The organism is Chryseobacterium sp. PET-29, from assembly GCF_025736815.1.
GTDB lineage: Bacteria > Bacteroidota > Bacteroidia > Flavobacteriales > Weeksellaceae > Chryseobacterium > Chryseobacterium nepalense.
The window spans coordinates 3,603,510-3,620,319 of sequence record NZ_CP107053.1 but is presented as its reverse complement, the minus strand read 5'-3'; the positions used below and the strand labels follow the sequence as shown (position 1 = coordinate 3,620,319).

Annotated in this window: 15 protein-coding genes and 1 tRNA gene; 4 read left to right on the top strand and 12 right to left on the bottom strand. The window is 35.4% G+C overall.

Features of this window, described 5'->3' with window-relative positions; all coding sequences use genetic code 11:
• Positions 1-2 precede the first annotated feature (2 nt).
• Positions 3-908, bottom strand: coding sequence for a transcription antitermination protein NusB (locus tag ODE14_RS16445; protein WP_248388555.1), 906 nt, complete (start codon positions 906-908; stop codon positions 3-5).
• A 90-nt stretch (positions 909-998) separates the two neighbouring features.
• Between ODE14_RS16445 and ODE14_RS16440 the strand changes: the two genes are divergently transcribed.
• The 4 genes from ODE14_RS16440 to ODE14_RS16425 all read left to right on the top strand — a co-directional run bounded on the left by ODE14_RS16440 (position 999) and on the right by ODE14_RS16425 (position 5,972).
• On the top strand, positions 999-2,660 hold the full coding sequence (locus tag ODE14_RS16440; protein ID WP_263602199.1) for an ABC transporter ATP-binding protein: 1,662 nt from the start codon (positions 999-1,001) through the stop codon (positions 2,658-2,660).
• Between the two features lie 99 nt (positions 2,661-2,759).
• The gene (locus tag ODE14_RS16435; RefSeq protein WP_029295477.1) at positions 2,760-3,095 is read left to right on the top strand and encodes a DUF3276 family protein; all 336 of its coding nucleotides are present in this window, start codon (positions 2,760-2,762) and stop codon (positions 3,093-3,095) included.
• 316 nt (positions 3,096-3,411) lie between these two features.
• Positions 3,412-4,791: a T9SS type A sorting domain-containing protein gene (locus ODE14_RS16430; RefSeq protein WP_263602198.1), complete on the top strand. Its 1,380-nt coding sequence runs from the start codon at positions 3,412-3,414 to the stop codon at positions 4,789-4,791.
• Positions 4,792-4,865: 74 nt separating this feature from the next.
• Positions 4,866-5,972 (top strand): hypothetical protein, encoded by a 1,107-nt coding sequence (locus ODE14_RS16425; RefSeq protein WP_263602197.1) that lies wholly within the window; start codon positions 4,866-4,868, stop codon positions 5,970-5,972.
• A 68-nt stretch (positions 5,973-6,040) separates the two neighbouring features.
• On the opposite strand, the gene ODE14_RS16420 is transcribed toward ODE14_RS16425, so the two are convergent.
• From ODE14_RS16420 to ODE14_RS16370, 11 genes are all read right to left on the bottom strand, one after another.
• Positions 6,041-6,116: transfer RNA gene (locus tag ODE14_RS16420), tRNA-His, on the bottom strand.
• A gap of 35 nt (positions 6,117-6,151) precedes the next feature.
• A complete protein-coding gene (gene bshB1, locus ODE14_RS16415; protein WP_263602196.1) occupies positions 6,152-6,871 on the bottom strand; it encodes a bacillithiol biosynthesis deacetylase BshB1 in 720 nt (239 codons plus the stop codon).
• A 76-nt stretch (positions 6,872-6,947) separates the two neighbouring features.
• Positions 6,948-8,597 carry a tetratricopeptide repeat protein gene (locus tag ODE14_RS16410; RefSeq protein ID WP_263602195.1) on the bottom strand — a complete coding sequence of 550 codons (1,650 nt, stop codon included), beginning with the start codon at positions 8,595-8,597 and terminating at the stop codon, positions 6,948-6,950.
• A gap of 93 nt (positions 8,598-8,690) precedes the next feature.
• A complete protein-coding gene (locus ODE14_RS16405) occupies positions 8,691-9,563 on the bottom strand; it encodes a PstS family phosphate ABC transporter substrate-binding protein (protein WP_263602194.1) in 873 nt (290 codons plus the stop codon).
• A complete protein-coding gene (locus tag ODE14_RS16400) occupies positions 9,553-9,750 on the bottom strand; it encodes a DUF308 domain-containing protein (protein WP_263602193.1) in 198 nt (65 codons plus the stop codon). Before ODE14_RS16400 ends, ODE14_RS16405 begins: the two co-directional genes overlap by 11 nt.
• Positions 9,751-9,822: 72 nt before the next feature.
• A complete protein-coding gene (locus tag ODE14_RS16395; RefSeq protein ID WP_248388576.1) occupies positions 9,823-10,662 on the bottom strand; it encodes an energy transducer TonB in 840 nt (279 codons plus the stop codon).
• Between the two features lie 24 nt (positions 10,663-10,686).
• Positions 10,687-11,259, bottom strand: a complete 573-nt coding sequence (locus tag ODE14_RS16390) for an ExbD/TolR family protein (protein WP_248388579.1) — start codon at positions 11,257-11,259, stop codon at positions 10,687-10,689.
• Positions 11,260-11,271: 12 nt separating this feature from the next.
• Positions 11,272-11,880 carry an ExbD/TolR family protein gene (locus tag ODE14_RS16385; protein ID WP_066440721.1) on the bottom strand — a complete coding sequence of 203 codons (609 nt, stop codon included), beginning with the start codon at positions 11,878-11,880 and terminating at the stop codon, positions 11,272-11,274.
• Between the two features lie 62 nt (positions 11,881-11,942).
• Entirely contained in the window at positions 11,943-12,806 is an 864-nt protein-coding gene (locus ODE14_RS16380; RefSeq protein WP_263602192.1) for a MotA/TolQ/ExbB proton channel family protein, read from the bottom strand.
• Positions 12,807-13,046: 240 nt separating this feature from the next.
• Positions 13,047-16,055: a leucine--tRNA ligase gene (locus ODE14_RS16375; RefSeq protein ID WP_263602191.1), complete on the bottom strand. Its 3,009-nt coding sequence runs from the start codon at positions 16,053-16,055 to the stop codon at positions 13,047-13,049.
• Positions 16,056-16,237: 182 nt separating this feature from the next.
• Positions 16,238-16,711: a lipocalin family protein gene (locus ODE14_RS16370; protein ID WP_263602190.1), complete on the bottom strand. Its 474-nt coding sequence runs from the start codon at positions 16,709-16,711 to the stop codon at positions 16,238-16,240.
• Positions 16,712-16,810 lie beyond the last annotated feature (99 nt).

Sequence of the window (16,810 nt, the reverse complement as noted above, 5' to 3'; positions counted from 1 at the left end):
ATTTATATTCTATTTAAATCTTTACAGTATTTATCCAAAATTCCGTTAATGAAAATATTGGAGCGATCCGTGGCAAATACTTTGGCAATCTCAATATATTCATTAATGATCACCCTTGAAGGTGTAAAAGGAAAATTATCCAGTTCCGTAAGTGCAGTAGACAGGATTACTTTATCCATTAGTGAAACCCTTTCCAGATCCCAGTTTTCCAGTCTTTCTTCCAGTTTCTTCTCATTGTTTTCCCAGCTGTCCAGCGTATTTCTTAAAAGCTTGATGGAAAAAGTTTTATCTTCATCATCTTTAATCATTTTGATCAAGGTTCTGCTTTCTTCATCTTCCTTTAAAAAACCGATTGTTTTCTGAACCATAGAATTGGCAATATGAATATCATCATACCATGAAAGTTCCTTGTCTCCCAGATAATCATGAAAATCATCGTTTTCAGCAATATATCTTAAAAATAACTTACCGATAAACTTCTGATCCTCTTCAAAAGAATAAGATTCTTCCTTCATAAAATCCTGGTATCTTTTTCCGGCAGTAATTCTCTGGAATGTTTTTACGAGAAGGTCGTCGTGCAAATCCCACTTAAGCTGCTTGTGCTGGCCTGTAAAGAATAACCGTTCCGGGTTTTCCTCCAGCTTAATCAAAACCTTATTGTTGATGAATTTTTGGTTAGGATTAATATCTGCATCGGTTTTAATATATTTATTCTTTCCAATTTCGATCTGGTTTTCTGCCAGTTCTTTCAGTGCAACCAGAAAATTCAATTCATAGATATAGAGATCATAAATCTTCTCTATTCCGGTAAACATGTTTTTCTCTAATACATCAAACTTAACAGGATTCTGGTAATATGAATACACAGTCTGTACTACTTTTTCACGGATTTGTCGTCTTCCTAACATTCAAAGAGCTTTTTATGGGCGCAAAGATACGAAATTTAAAATTTATGGGATTCGTAGTATGATGACATTTTCGTAAATTTGTAAAAGTTTATGAAAGCTTTAAAAACCCTAAACCCCTACTTCTGGAAACACAAAATATTATTATTTTGGGGGGTATTATTTATCATTGCCAGTAATTTCTTCAATATCTATAAAGTTCAGTTCGTGGGAAAATCTGTGGACGAACTTACACGCAACGGAAATCTCGGTTTCAACAGACAGGTGTTGATTTATGTTGCCATTATTGTAGGATGCTCCCTTCTTACAGGTTTCTTTACTTTTATGATGCGGCAGACGATTATTGTTGCTTCCAGAAGGATTGAATATGAACTTAAAAACAAAATCTACAGGCAATATCAGGATTTGTCTTTAACGGATTATAAGCAAACCACCATTGGAGATCTCATGAACAGACTGAGTGAAGATGTTGTTGCAGTAAGGATGTATCTTGGCCCCGGCGTAATGTATGTCGCCAACTTATTGGTGCTTGTTATTATCACCGCAATTTATATGCTGAAGACGGATGTTTCCATGACGCTTTGGACCTTGCTTCCTTTACCGCTTCTTTCGTATGCTATTTATAAGGTAAGTTCCATTATCAATAAAAAATCGAAGATCATGCAGAAAAGCCAGTCGGCCATTTCTACTTTCGTGCAGGACAGCTTTTCGGGAATACGCGTTGTGAAATTTTTCGCCCGTGAAAAATACATTGAAAAAAACTACGGAGTAAAAGTTACGGACTATCAGGATAAAGCGCTGGACCTTGCCAAAACGGAAGCTTACTTCTTCACCATCATCCTTTTTGTAATCGGTCTTCTGAATGTTGCCATTATCTGGATCGGCGGACAGAAATATATTGCCGGAGAGCTTAGCATCGGTAAAATTGCAGATTTCTTTATGTACATCAATACCCTGATATTTCCTTTCTCTATGGTAGGCTGGGTAACTTCTGTAAACCAGAGGGCTGAAGCATCCATGCAGAGGATTAATGAATTTATGGATAAGAAATCGGAAATCGTTAACCGAAACTTTGAAAATTATTCCATTAAAGGAGATATTGAATTCAGAAATGTATCCTATGTTTATCCTAATACAGGAATTACAGCATTAGAAAATCTAAGTTTTACAGTAAAATCCGGTGAGTCACTTGCCATTATGGGCAAAACAGGAAGTGGAAAATCAACCATTGCGTTATTACTCTGCAGGCTTATTGACCCCACAGAAGGAGAAATTTTAGTTGACGGAAAAAACTTAAAAGAGCATAATTTAGATAACTACAGAAACTTCATCGGCTATATCCCCCAGGAGAGTTATCTTTTTTCTGATTCGATTGAAAATAACATCGGTTTTGCCATAGACCATCCAACTCATGAAAAAGTAGTGGAATATGCAAAAATTGCAGACGTTGATAAAAACATCGTAGAGTTTAAAGATCAGTATAAAACTATGGTAGGCGAACGCGGAGTGATGCTTTCGGGAGGTCAGAAACAAAGAATCTGCATTGCCAGAGCACTGATTAAAGACCCCAGCATTATCATTTTTGACGATTCTCTGTCTGCCCTGGATACTGAAACCGAGCAGAACATCCTCGAAAATATTGAAAGAAAAATTCATCACGCAACTTCTATAATCATCACACACAGAGAGTCTAGCGCCCAACGTGCAGATAAAATCCTTAACCTGACTGAAATTAACAATTCCGTAACTGCATAGCGCATTCATTCACAAATGTTAAATAAATCATAAAAAAAATTTTGTGATTAAAAGAAAACTTTTATATTTGTTCTTAACAAGATTAAAAAATATCTAACAATGAGTGAATACAAGGAACGCCATGAAAATGAAATTTTCACTAAGGTGTTAAAAGCAGGGAGAAGAACTTATTTCTTTGATGTGCGCGAGACGAAAGCAGGAGATTATTATCTTACGATTACCGAAAGTAAAAAGAACTTCGGGGAGAATGGAGAAGCTACATTCGAGAAGCATAAAATTTATCTTTATAAAGAAGATTTTAAAAGTTTTCAGGAGATGTTTAATGAGTCCACAGATTTCATCATTAACGAAAAGGGTGAGGATGTAATATCAGAAAAGCATGATAAAGACTTCAAAAGCAGAACATATACTATAGATTCTGACGACGAGGTTTAAAATATTTATAACATTTAAAAACACAAGCATCTGGAAAAAGATGCTTTTTTTATTTTCTTTTCTAATCTTTTGTATTTAAGTTAAATTAATTAGACAGCGACGCTCATTAATATGCAACGCATAATTATTAACGATATTCTTTATTTTAAATTAAAATTATCATATATTTTTTTATTAATTTCACGATAATTAATGTAAAATTGTGATTATTTAATAATTTTACCGTTAAAAAATTAAATAATCCATCTAATTATCATTAATAAATTTGAATTAAAAATAGTTTATATGAAATAATTTTAACCTTAAATATAAAAGAATGAAAAAAAATTTACTCGTTTTTCTTTTGGCATCTGCACTATGTTTTGCCCAAAACTCTTTAATGGTATCTCCCCAAACCGGAACAATGATCACTTCGGGAACCATTTCAAATTTCAAACTAATAAGTGATGGCAGCAGCGCTGCGCTGGTTGCTACACATAATGCTTCAGGTAAAGTTTTTATTGTTGATATTAATGACAGTAATCCCGCAGATAAAGCTGCAAATACAATCGCAACAACTTCTACCAATGTAAAAACAAGAATCTCTGCTGCATTAGGACAAACCGTTACTTCCATTAAAAACATCGAGGTAAATCCTATTACAAATGCCGTCTATGTAATGGCCATGGTAAGCGCAACACCTTACTTCCTGAAATTAACGAATGCCGGAAATACTATTACCGCATTAGATTTCAACACAATGCCATACTGCACTTTAAATTTCACCAATGCAAATTGCACTTTCCAGGATATTGCATGGGGTGGCAACCGATTGTTTGTTTCCAGTAACCATAATACATTAAATGGAGAATTGGGTTATATTTCGGCTCCGTTTACCAACAATACGACAATTAGCAAAAGATCTACCACCATGTTCAAATCTAACTGGGGAAATATGTATATAACAAGTGCTCCATTAGAAAAATTAAATTATGTAAAGATTGGCAATACCGAATATCTTTGCGGATTAACTACCTGTGCTCCGGGATTTTCTGAAACCGTATCTTCTCTGACGAGCAATTCAGGACTGTTCACTGTGAGAGAAGCTTTTAATGTTAACTTTGACGAGCCTGTAAAAACGATCGCCATCAATAACGGAAGCAATGCCTACTTATTAGATTTACATCAAAACTTTCCTAGCGGTAATAATATTTATAGAATTGGAAAAAAATACCTTGATGGTACACCTTTTACAAACAATACTTATAATAATAATGCCGTAGAACTGAGAAACTTTTCCGGAAATCCAAACACTAATCTTACTGAAGAAGAATTTAAAATGTTCCCGGGAAACTTTTCATCAATGGCTTATTATTCTAACTGTGAATTACTTACATTATCATCAGACCACCAAACTCTTGCAAAATTGAGCGTTTGTGATGCAATTTTAAGTACTGCTGAGCAGAATCAAAAAGACATTAATTTTGAGCTATCTCCTAACCCCGCTTCAGACCTGTTACATATTTCTTATAATGAAAATCTTTATAAAAACATGGAGGCGGAAATTTACAGTTACGATGGAAAGCTTATCAAAAAACAAATGATCAATTCTCAAAATAAGAAAATTTCAATCTCAGATCTGCATACAGGAAACTATATCCTGAAAGTCTTTCATAAAGGAGTTTATTTACACTCTAAATCTTTCATAAAGAAATAAAAAGCAATAAATTCTATGTGATATGTGCGGATCTAAAGTCCGCACATTATTCTTTTTTAAATTCATTAGATTATATGAAAAAAATAACTCAGGCAAAAAAAATAAAGAATTTTTATATTCTTCTTTTTCTGTTTTTATGCAATTTCTGTTTTTCCCAAGAAATATCTATTACTTCAAGCAATCCGAACAAGCCGGTATTCAAAGTTTTTCCCATTGAAGAAAATATTAAGCAACCTTCAGCTGTTTTTAAAATTTTCATGATCCAGGATAGTATTGAATCACAAACGCCTTTATTAGGCTCATATTCTTATGTAAAAGATACAATCTTCTTTGAGCCACAATTTGAGCTGGGCGAAGGACTGACGTTTAATGTCAACTTTTCGTATAAGAATAATACCATAAAAAAAACATATAAAACTAAATCTGTTGACAATTCGATAAACCAAAAAACCGATATACAAGAAATATATCCACGTAATAATAAAATTCCAAAAAATATTCTGATGTTTCATGTTGAGTTTTCTGCACCGATGACAGAGGATGAATCTGCTTACAGATACGTTAATTTACTTGACGAAAACAAAAAAGTAATACCGCATGTTTGGTATAATAAAGCCAGATGGATTAGTGATAAAGTTATGATGCTAATGATCCATCCCGGAAGAGTAAAAAAAGATATTTCATATTATGACAATCTTGGTGAAATATTTACAGTAGGCAAAAAATATTACCTGGAAATTACCGATAAAATCAAGCCACTGAACAGCAAATCCAAATTAATATCCTTTACAAAAGAATTCGAAATCAGCAATCCTATTAATACATGTCCAAAATTTATAGAGGATAAATTACAAATTCCTAAAAGAAATACTTCGGATAAACTGAAAATTGTTTTCGACAGACCCATTGACATTTTTTCTGCACAAATCGGAATTTCAGTATATAATTATAAATCTGATAAAATAGTTGAAGGAAAGATTATTGCCGGACCTGACGACACTGAATGGTACTTTATGCCTGATCAACCGTGGACAGAAAAAAAATATACGCTGATTCTTAATAAATACATTTCTGATCCTTCAGGAAATAGTCTTAATAAACCATTTGAAGCCACTGTTGTAAAAAAATCTTACAATAAGCAGATCGCTAAGAAGTTAAACATAAAGTTAAATGAAAAATAATTACCCAATAAATATTAAATGTACAATAAAAAAACATCCTGCTTAATATAAGCAGGATGCTGAATTTTGGGTGAATGATGGGTCTCGAACCCACGACCTTCGGAACCACAATCCGACGCTCTAACCAACTGAGCTACAATCACCGTTTTGTGAGTGCAAATATAGGGAAGATTTTTTAATTACCAAACAATTCCGTCAAAATTTTTCATTGCAATAAGCTTCTCAGACGTAAATCCCTCAGCATAAGTCACTCCCGATAACCGCCCAAGATCCTGAGCACGATATGTTAAGCTTTCATAAAAGTCTTTTGAAGTAATTGGCGTCTCCGGTTCCTTGGAAGCCGGGTCATAAAACTGAGTTTTAAAAGCCATACAAGCTTGAATCTTTTTTTCCAGATGATCTGAAATATCAATTACAAACTCAGGCTCAATATTTTTCCATTGTATGTAGTGAAATATATGTTTTGGCCTCCAGATCTCTTGATTTTCTCCTTCAAGAACAGTTTCGATCTTTCTTAATCCTGCTAAAAAGAATGCATCCGACACTAATTTCGCTCCTTTTGCATGATCCGGGTGTCTGTCATCAATTGCATTTGCTAAAACGATTTCAGGCCTGTATTTGCGAATCATTTTTACAATTCTCATCTGATAGTCTTCAGAGTTTTCCAGAAAGCCGTCTTTCATACCCAGATTTTCTCTTGCAACCACCCCCAGGATCTTTGCTGAATCAGAGGCTTCCGCTTTTCGGGTTTCTTCAGTACCTCTCGTACCAAGCTCCCCGCGGGTAAGATCTACGATAACGCATTTTTTACCTTCGGAGACCATTTTAACGATTGTTCCGCCGCAGCCAAGTTCTACGTCATCAGGATGCGCACCAAAAGCTAATATATCTGTTTTCATATATTCAAAGATATGATTTAAATAAAAACTTCCCAAACATTACGATTGGGAAGTCCTATAATTATTTAAGAATAAATTATTTATTGATTTCTGCATTCAATTTTATAGCATCCTGATACGTAGGATCCAATTGAACAGATTTTGAAACGTAATCTTTAGCTTTCGCAAGATCAGAATCTTTACTCATATAGGCTACAGCAAAGTAAGCATAAGCAAGCGTCTGCTTATTAGCTTCCTGATCTGCAGGCTTCACTGTATTAATGAATTTTTCATAAGCGATTTTTGCTGCGTCATTATTTCCAGCCTGTTGGTAAGAATATCCCAAGCTGTAATAACCAGGTGCCCAATCAGGAAGAAGTGCATTCATTTTCTGCCAAGTTTGAATAGCTCCATTCCAGTTTTTTGCATCCTGATAAGCGGTTGCTAACTTAAACAAAGAATCTGAATCCTGTGCATTTGCTGCAACTTTTTGCTTCAATCCTTCAATAACAGGGTTTGTTGGTCCTGCATCAACATCAGACTGTGAAGCTCCTCCACCTGCAATTTTAACAAGCTCCATATCCCACTTCATTGTTTCGTCTTTCGCTGCTTTTGCAATAGCAATTTTTTGTTGTGCTTCTGTTGTTAAAGCTGTTTTTTTAGCAGCATCCGTTTCGGTTTTAGCTAATCCGGCAGCAATTAATCCCATCAGTCCCTGATCTGCAGGCTGTACTCTTGATTTATCAGCCTGAGAAACAAAATTATCCATATTTTGTTTTGCTTCAGCATATTTCCCGTCTGCATATAATTGATACGCTCTTAATTTAAATTTAATAGGATCATTAATTTTATCGAAAATCTTATCTAAAACCTGTTTTGAGTTTGCATAATCTTCATTTGTAAAATAAAGTTTTGCAATTTCCAGTTGCGTATATGGATCTTCATCCGCATATTTGGTATAATTGATAAGATCTTGTGTTGCTTTTGCATTTTGCTGATATCTGATATCATAGGCTGCTAAAGCTTTATAAGCCGGAGCATATGTAGGATCTGTTGCGATAGCTTTATCGATGCTTGTCTTAGCCTGTTGCCATTGTTGTGCGGCCATCCATAATGTTCCCATTCTCGTATAAACGGAAGCCTTATTTTTAGCTAAAGGAAGCGCTTTATCATAGGCTGTCATCGCATCACCCGGCATTCTTTTTAATCTGTAGGCGTCACCTAAAGTATAATAATAGTGTGCGGGAACATCTTTTTTAGAAGCTCTTTCAATCGCTTTGTTTAGATATTGAATTGCTAAATCCGGAGAGTTATTTTTTTCAAATAAAGTTAATGCTTCTGCAGCTCTGAATAACACTTCTGCATCTTTTTCTTTAGAATCAGAAACAATACTCTGAATTTCTGCGATTGCACTTTTGTCGCCTTTACCGAGTTTAACGGCTGCTAAACCGATTTTGTTTAAATAACTTTTTTTATCAGCAGCAAGACCTTTGTTGAAATTTTCTGTAGCTGCTGTAAAATCAGGTTCTCCCTGTTTTAGATATGTATTTCCAAGGTAAAAATAGTTTTCAGCAGTAGGTGCCGATGTAATCATGCTTGTGAAATTAGCTTTTGCCTGAGCGTATTTATCACTATCCATACTATTGATACCATCCTGTACGGTTTGCGCAAAAGCAAAATTAGTGAAAAATACCACTGCTGCTCCAAAAGCAATCTTCTTTACATTCATATTCATTATATCTCTCATTTTAAATTTCTAATCTAATTCAATTTATATTGTACACAATTTTCAGACCAAAATAAGGATTTATTTTTGGGTAAGAAGTTAATTTAATATATTTTAACGCATCTGTACTTCCCTTCTATACAGATTATAAGGCTGTAAACCTTCCTTCTGTACAATCATCTGCCCAAGCTGTGTACAGGAATACCTTATAAAACCATTGGCAATATTAAAATTACCCTCATTTGTTAAGAAATACAAAATTCTGGTGAAAGGATAATTCATTTTGCGAAGGTTTTCAAAGTCTGTATTGTATTGTTTACCCTGATATTCAACAGGAAGTATTTTGACCATATTTCTAAGCTCCTCCGATTCTTTATCATAGGGACGACTAAAAGTATTGAGGCCAATCACACCAATTTTATCAGGATATTTACTTAGTTCTTCAATAATATTTTTATTCCCCGGAATTACAGAGAATTTTAAATTTTTAGGCTCTTTCCTGATCTTTTGGGCAACGAAATTCAAATTACTGGAATTTGTCCCGTCGAATATAAATTTTTTGTCCTCAGACTGCATCCCCTTTTCAATTTCTTCCATGGAAATGCTTTCTTTCGGAGAATCTTTGGGAACAACAAAAACAACAGCATCTGCTGCAAATTTTGAAGGTAAAAATTTAAGCTCAACCTGTTCTTCGTAGGTTTTAATCTCTTCGGGAGACAAATCTCTTGACATGACTACAATTCTTGCTTTATCATGTAAGAGATCAAGGAAACCAAGATCTTCTTTTTTTGTAACGACCTTTATTTTTGTTTCAGGATAGTTAATCATATACCCTTCTGCCAAAGCTTCCGTAACACTTCTAAATGACTCATCGGTAAGAATCGTCATTTCCCCTTTATTATAAGATGGGGATTTTTCTTCTTTTTTACAACTTATCGCTATTATGCTAATGAAAAGCAGCATTATAAGTTTAATACTATTCTTCATTTCCTGAACTTTTAATTTTTGTAACCGCTCTGTAAATTCTGAAAATACCGTACAGGATAAGCAATATTCCTAATGCATACGCCACACCGGGTTCCAAAACAGTGAAAAAGAATTTGTAAAGAATAACTACAATTCCTAAAACGATATAAAACAATCCCGTAACGAGGGATAACCAATTGAACATCATATAACAAAAATACCAAAAAAAATAAAAAGAGAAGCATGTGCTTCTCTTTTTAATTATTATTTAAAGACAGAATTATTCAAAATTCATCTTAACAGGGAATCTGAAACGAGAACGAACCGGCTGTCCATTCACTTTACCTGGATTCCACTTGATTTTTATACTTTTAACCGTTCTTTCAGCTTCTCTGTTGAAATCTGAATTAGGACCTGTCGCCTTAACCTGGCTTAATGTTCCGTCTCTTTCAACAACAAAAGTAATTTCCGTATTTAAAGTACCTTCACCTTCCAGTGAAGAACTATCAAAATTATTCGTAAACTTAGATCTGAACCCGTTAAGTCCTCCTGCACTAAAATCTGCCGGTTGATCAACGGACTCGTAAACATCATTAGATACCTGAGGCTTAACCTCAGCTGTTGAAGCTTTTGTACCTGTTGATGGCGGTGGCGGCGGTGGCGTGTAAGCCGGAGCTTTTACCCCCTCCTGATTTACCAGACCTGTCGTTGTTTCTAACTGTTTAGAAATTGGCGGCGGTGGAGTTTCAATTTTCGGAGCTTTTACAGGCTCAGGAACCACGTTCTGAATAATTTCAATTTTCTCCTCCTCTTTTGGTGGTGGCGGAGGTGGTGGTGGTTCTTCTTCTTTCGGCTGCTCAATAATTTTATCTTCCTGAAGGATTTCCACTAAATCCGCCTTTACTTCCTGCTTAGGTGGTTCAGTTAATCTTTTAATGGTAAGATAAATAAAAGGAGACAATGCCAATACAAGGAATATTGCTGTTCCAACGATAAAAGATTTTGTCAGAAGCCTAGGATACTGATGTCTTAGATCGTATGCACCATATTCTTTGTTTCTATTTTCAAATACAATCTCATCTAAAGTAAGATTTGGATCGTATACATTTTCATTTGCCATAGATTTACAATTTTATGGTTTAAATTACTTAGTAGCCGGTGCTGCTGCAGCTCCGGAATTCCCAACCTTTTTGTTGTAAATGGCTTCTTCCCAAGGCTTAAGATCGGTAACCCCGTATCGCTCAATCTTAGTAATTGCCATTTCGTCAAGAATATCTACAAAGTTTTTATATACAGCATCGTCAGTAGGCTTGATAATCACGGTAAATTTGGATTTATCTGCCGCATTTGCTTCTGCTTGCTTGATAACCTTTCTGATTCCTTCTCTATCAAAAGTGGTTTCATTAAGGTTCTGGTCTGTTAAGGATGTATTATCCTGCTGATGCCAGAAAACCTTATTGTCCTTCCCTAATAATAAAGAGATCGAATTTGAAAGTTTGATTTCTGTTGGAGGTGGTTTTTTTGTTTCATCCTTCGGTTTTGCCGGAAGACCCAAATCCATTACATTCGGTTTAGAGAATGTGGTTGTGAACATAAAGAAGGTAATCAATAGAAAACCCAAGTCCACCATCGGAGTCATATCGACTCTGGTACTCTGTTTCTTGGAACGTACCTTGCCGCCTTTGGCGCCTTTTTCCTGTACTTGTACTTCTGCCATTTCTAATCGATATTATTCGTTAGGTTTACCTTCTTGTGATGTAATCAACCAAAATTTAAGAAAATCGATATCTCTTAAACCCTCAAATAAGCTTTTAACTTTAGGATATTCTGTAGTAACGTCTCCTTTAATCGCCAATTTATAATCAGGATTAACGGCAAGACTTTCTTTTACCCAGTCTACCAATTGCTTATTTGTACTATCCATAGGAATCCCTGTTGGACTCTTGAAATTTTTCTGCGCGTCATCTGGCAAATCAAGATAGCTTTTCAGTTGGTTCATAGGAACCCCGATAGCCTGTACTTTCTGGAATGCAGCTTTTTCTTTGTTGTCAAAAGTAACACCGTACTTTTTACCCATGTTGTCCAAAAGCTTTAATCTCTCTGTTGCATTTTCTACAGGCTGGAAATAGAATTTTCCGTCCGGTGTAGCGTTGATAGTCATCAAACTTGCATCAGGAAGTAACTTCTCTGATATTGAAGATGGCGGTTTGATCTGCTCCACGTCAGGTTTTTTAAACTGAGTGGTCAAGATAAAGAATGTAAGCAGTAGGAATGCAACGTCACACATTGCCGTCATATCCGTCACTACTCCATGTCTTTTTGGTTTGACTCTCGCCATTATTATTAATAATTTTTAATTAGACTTCTTTTTACTTAGTGTACAATTCTTTGCTTGAATTCTTAGTTGAATTCAGCGAAAGACTGCTGGATACTCATAGCAATCTCATCGATCTTATAAGTTAATCCGTCAATTTTAGAAGTAAAGAAGTTATAAAGGATGATAGCGATTGCTGAAGTACCAATACCTAAAGCTGTGTTAATCAAAGCTTCAGAGATACCTGTTGAAAGTGCAGCAGCATCCGGAGTACCTCCTCCAGAACCTAATGCGAAGAATGCCTTGATCATCCCGATTACCGTACCTAAAAGTGCTACTAACGTTGCAACAGTACCTAAAGTAGAAAGGATCATCATGTTTTTCTCAAGCATTGGCATCTCAAGAGTAGTAGCTTCTTCGATTGCTTTGTTAAGCGCTACCATTTTTTGCTCTTTGTTAAGCGTAGTATCGTGAGATAAAGCTTTGTAAGTAGTAAGACCTTCTTTCACTACGTTTCCAACAGAACCTTGTTGTCTGTCGCACTCTTCTAAAGCTTCATCAATTTTGTTTTGATTCAATAAGCTTCTTACCTGAATTACGAAGTTATCTAAGTTCCCTTTTCCTGCTGCTCTCCCTAGAACTAACGCTCTTTCAATTGAGAATACGATTACGGTTAGCATGAAAGTAATCAAGATTGGTACGATAACTCCTCCTTTGTAGATAATACCTAAGAAAGAATCTGGGTGAATGTCTTTTCCTTCAACATCTGAAAACGCTACAGATCCTGCACCTAATTTGTCAGCATCTTTAAAATTTCCAGGGCTACCCAAAACGAATAAATAAATACAAACTCCTATAGCTAAGATAATAGGAATAATAACAGCTGGGTTTAAACCTCCCGCTTTTCTAGCAACTACTTGCTCATCATTTTTTGAAACATTCATTTCCATATTTAACTAAATTATATTGTTTTAAAATTTTACAAGGTGTAAATTAAAGGCAAAATTAATTAAAATGCAAGAGTCTCAAATAAACATTTCTGTTTTTTTTGATAATAAAAATTTAATACGATTTCGATATTATAATTATTTTCTCTTTTTTTGGCAATAATCTTTAAATTTAATCATTACATTAAAAATTTAAAAAATATAAGCCTTCATTTTTTTTAATTTGCCAATGTTAATTTTTATTTAAATTACAATGTTCACAATTCTTCCCGGCACCACAATAATTTTCTTTGGTGTCTTACCTTCCAGAAACTGCTGAACTTTCTCATCTTTCATTACAGAATCTTCCACTTCTTTAGCTGAAAGCTGTGCAGATAATGCCAGTTTATGTTTTGTTTTCCCGTTAATACTAATCGGATATTCAATTTCGTCTTCTATCAGGTAATCCTCCTTCAATACAGGGAATTTTTCAAACTCAATTGAAGTTGTATGGCCGAGCAGACTCCAAAGTTCCTCACATAGGTGTGGCGCATACGGAGAAATGATAACGGACAAAGGTTCCAAAATATTGCGTTTGTTGCATTTTATTTTTTGCAATTCGTTTACCGCAATCATAAATGAAGAAACAGACGTATTGAAAGAAAAATTTTCAATGTCGTATACCACTTTCTTTATTAAGGTATGCAAAACTTTGTATTCCGCTTTTGTCGGCTCTTCATCTGACACTTCAAAAACTTCGCCATTAAAATATAAATTCCAGAATTTTTTAAGGAAACCGTAAACTCCGCTCAGTCCCTGCGTGTTCCAGGGCTTGGATTGTTCCAATGGTCCTAGGAACATTTCATACAACCTTAAACCGTCTGCACCGTATTCTTCACAGATATCATCCGGGTTTACGACATTATATTTTGACTTGGACATTTTTTCGACTTCGCGTTCAGTGATAAATTTTCCATCCTCTTCAAAAATAAATTCTGCATCTGCAAAATCCGGCCGCCAAGCTTTGAATGCTTCCGTATCCAATTCGTCTGATGTTCCCTTTAATAAAGATACGTCTACGTGGATTTTTTGAAGATTGACTTTAATAACCTCGTTTGTTATATCGAAACTATCATCCAAATTATGTTTTTGCTTTAAATTCTCAACAAATTCCTCAATTTCAACTTTTACTAATGATTCTAAATTATTTTGAAAATCTTTAACAACATTACTAGAAATATAAATGTATTGATTACTTAGTTCAGAATAGTCAGCAACACTCTTTCTTAGACCATCGACTTTATTTTTACCACTTAGTAAAGCTCGTAAACCAATTCTATAAACAAACGCACTCATCCCCAAAATCATTCCCTGATTAATCAGCTTCTGGAAAGGTTCATTATGATTAATATATCCTCTGTCTTTTAAAAACATATTCCAGAATCTTGAATACAACAAATGCCCGGTTGCATGCTCGCTTCCTCCAATATAAAGATCAACCTGCCCCCAATAATCGGCAAGGTCTTTTTTAACAAAAACGTTTTCGTCATGCGGATCCATGTATCGTAAAAAATACCATGAGCTTCCTGCCCAACCCGGCATCGTCGATAGTTCCAGAGGAAAAATTGTTTTTTCATCAATCAGATCCGTATCAACCACTTTTTGATTGACTTCATCCCACGCAAAAGTTTTTGCATTTCCCAATGGCGGATCTCCGTCTTCTGTCGGTAAATATTTTTCAACCTCAGGAAGTTCCAATGGTAATGCTGAAGTTGGCAAAGTGTAAGGCATTCCATCCTTATAATATATAGGAACCGGCTCACCCCAATATCTTTGTCTGGAGAAAATGGCATCACGCTGTCTGTAATTAGTAGTACCGTGCCCGATTCCTCTTTTTTCGATCGCAGAAATAATCAGTGCTTTTGCTTCGTCATATTTTAAACCATTTAAAAAATCCGAGTTTACACATACGGAATCTTTAGAATCGAAAGATTTCTCCTGAATATCTTCATCGGTTTCTACAACCTTTTTAATTTCTAAATTAAATTTCTTTGCAAATCTGTGATCACGCTCATCGTGAGCCGGAACGGCCATTACAGCTCCTGTTCCATATCCCATTAATACGTAATCTGAAATATAAACCGGCATTCTTTCATTGCTGAAAGGGTTGAGAGCATAACTTCCCGTGAAAGCTCCCGAAACATTTTTCACATCCGCCATACGGTCTCTTTCCGTTTTTTTGGAAGTTTCTTCAATATAGCTATCAACCTCAGCTTTCTGTTCCGGTGTGATGATGGCTTCTACCAAAGGATTTTCCGGAGCCAGCACCATAAAAGTTGCCCCGAAAATAGTGTCCGGTCTTGTGGTAAATACTTCAATAATTTCATCAGGATGGCTTTCAATTTCAAATTTCACCTGAGCTCCCTGGGATTTTCCGATCCAGTATTCCTGAGAATCTTTTAATGGCTGTGGCCAGTCAAGGCCTTTCAGACCCTGCAATAATCTCTCAGAGTATGCGGAAATTCTCATGCTCCACTGCATCATTTTCTTTTGAAACACTGGAAAACCTCCTCTTTCGGATTTTCCGTCCTTCACCTCATCGTTTGCCAGTACGGTTCCCAGAGCAGGGCACCAGTTTACGGTAGTTTCCGCTCTGTAGGCTAAACGGTAATTTAAAAGAATATCTTCTTTATCCATTTCGGAAGCAGTATTCCACTCTTCTGCCGTAAAATGAAGTTCTTCGGTTTCATTGGCATTTAGATCCTGTGTTCCTTTGCTTTCAAAATGTTTGATTAAAGTGGAAATCGGCTCCGCTTTGTCCGTATTTTTATTGTACCATGAATGAAACAATTCAATAAAAATCCATTGCGTCCATTTATAATATGAAGGATCTGATGTTCTTACTTCCCTGCTCCAGTCAAAAGAAAAGCCAATTTTTCTAAGCTGCTCTTCATATCTGGTAATATTCTGTTCTGTAGTTATGGCAGGATGTTGCCCGGTCTGGATTGCATACTGCTCAGCAGGAAGCCCGAAGCTGTCGTAGCCTACCGGATGCAGCACATTGAATCCCTGATGTCTTTTATATCTGGCATAAATATCCGATGCAATATATCCGAGAGGATGCCCCACGTGTAGTCCGGCGCCCGATGGATAAGGAAACATATCGAGAACATAAAATTTAGGTTTATCAGTGCTGTCGGAAGTTTTATAGGTTTGATTTTCTTCCCAGTATTTCTGCCACTTTTTTTCTATCTGCTGATGATCGTAAAACACTTTTATAATTAGATGTTAGATGTTAGACTTAGATACATTAGGTTAATTGTTTTAACTCTAAAAATCAAGAATCACAAAAATAATGATTTTAGGAGAAATAGAATTAATTTTGAATTAAATATAAAAAAACAAAATCTCATCCGAAGATGAGATCTTAAGCTTTAATGAAGTAAAAACTTTTATTATTGAGGAATTCTCTTTAAAGTATAGGTCATGGACTGGTATTCAGTAGGATCTGAAGTATCTTCAAATTTAATATTCATGGTCGTTTCATTAAGGGTAACCACACTTCCTTTATCCGGCTCCACGATTCCCTGGTATTTTACCTGAATAGCTTTACTGTCTTTATCATAGGTATAGGTAAAAGTTCTATCGAAAGTAGGCTGACAGGTCCCCGGTGTAGCTCCGTCTCCGTTATCCGTTCTTTTTCCCGTGCCCGCCGCTGCAAAAACCCATCTTGATGTCTTTTGGCAGTCAGAATCAAAAGTAATGGCATCTGAAACAGGATCATCTCCTATAGGGACGCTGGTAACAACCACTTTCATGGGCTGCCATGTTCCCACAATCGGATATTCTATTGTGTTATCGTCGTCGTTATTACATCCTGTCGCTACGAATAAAGATAGACCTGCAAATAGTAATGCTAATTTCTTCATGTATCAAATTTTTCAAGTGCTAAAATTATAATTTTTTTGATTTATTTAATAATATTTTGCAAAAAATAATTGTAAACTTAGTAATTTTTAAAAATATTG

Excerpts from the sequence above, each read along its gene's own strand:
- ODE14_RS16445 (WP_248388555.1), bottom strand. The coding sequence starts at position 908 with ATGTTAGGAAGACGACAAATCCGTGAAAAAGTAGTACAGACTGTGTAT.
- ODE14_RS16440 (WP_263602199.1), top strand. The coding sequence starts at position 999 with ATGAAAGCTTTAAAAACCCTAAACCCCTACTTCTGGAAACACAAAATA.
- ODE14_RS16435 (WP_029295477.1), top strand. The coding sequence starts at position 2,760 with ATGAGTGAATACAAGGAACGCCATGAAAATGAAATTTTCACTAAGGTG.
- ODE14_RS16430 (WP_263602198.1), top strand. The coding sequence starts at position 3,412 with ATGAAAAAAAATTTACTCGTTTTTCTTTTGGCATCTGCACTATGTTTT.
- ODE14_RS16425 (WP_263602197.1), top strand. The coding sequence starts at position 4,866 with ATGAAAAAAATAACTCAGGCAAAAAAAATAAAGAATTTTTATATTCTT.
- bshB1 (WP_263602196.1), bottom strand. The coding sequence starts at position 6,871 with ATGAAAACAGATATATTAGCTTTTGGTGCGCATCCTGATGACGTAGAA.
- ODE14_RS16410 (WP_263602195.1), bottom strand. The coding sequence starts at position 8,597 with ATGAGAGATATAATGAATATGAATGTAAAGAAGATTGCTTTTGGAGCA.
- ODE14_RS16405 (WP_263602194.1), bottom strand. The coding sequence starts at position 9,563 with ATGAAGAATAGTATTAAACTTATAATGCTGCTTTTCATTAGCATAATA.
- ODE14_RS16400 (WP_263602193.1), bottom strand. The coding sequence starts at position 9,750 with ATGATGTTCAATTGGTTATCCCTCGTTACGGGATTGTTTTATATCGTT.
- ODE14_RS16395 (WP_248388576.1), bottom strand. The coding sequence starts at position 10,662 with ATGGCAAATGAAAATGTATACGATCCAAATCTTACTTTAGATGAGATT.
- ODE14_RS16390 (WP_248388579.1), bottom strand. The coding sequence starts at position 11,259 with ATGGCAGAAGTACAAGTACAGGAAAAAGGCGCCAAAGGCGGCAAGGTA.
- ODE14_RS16385 (WP_066440721.1), bottom strand. The coding sequence starts at position 11,880 with ATGGCGAGAGTCAAACCAAAAAGACATGGAGTAGTGACGGATATGACG.
- ODE14_RS16380 (WP_263602192.1), bottom strand. The coding sequence starts at position 12,806 with ATGGAAATGAATGTTTCAAAAAATGATGAGCAAGTAGTTGCTAGAAAA.
- ODE14_RS16370 (WP_263602190.1), bottom strand. The coding sequence starts at position 16,711 with ATGAAGAAATTAGCATTACTATTTGCAGGTCTATCTTTATTCGTAGCG.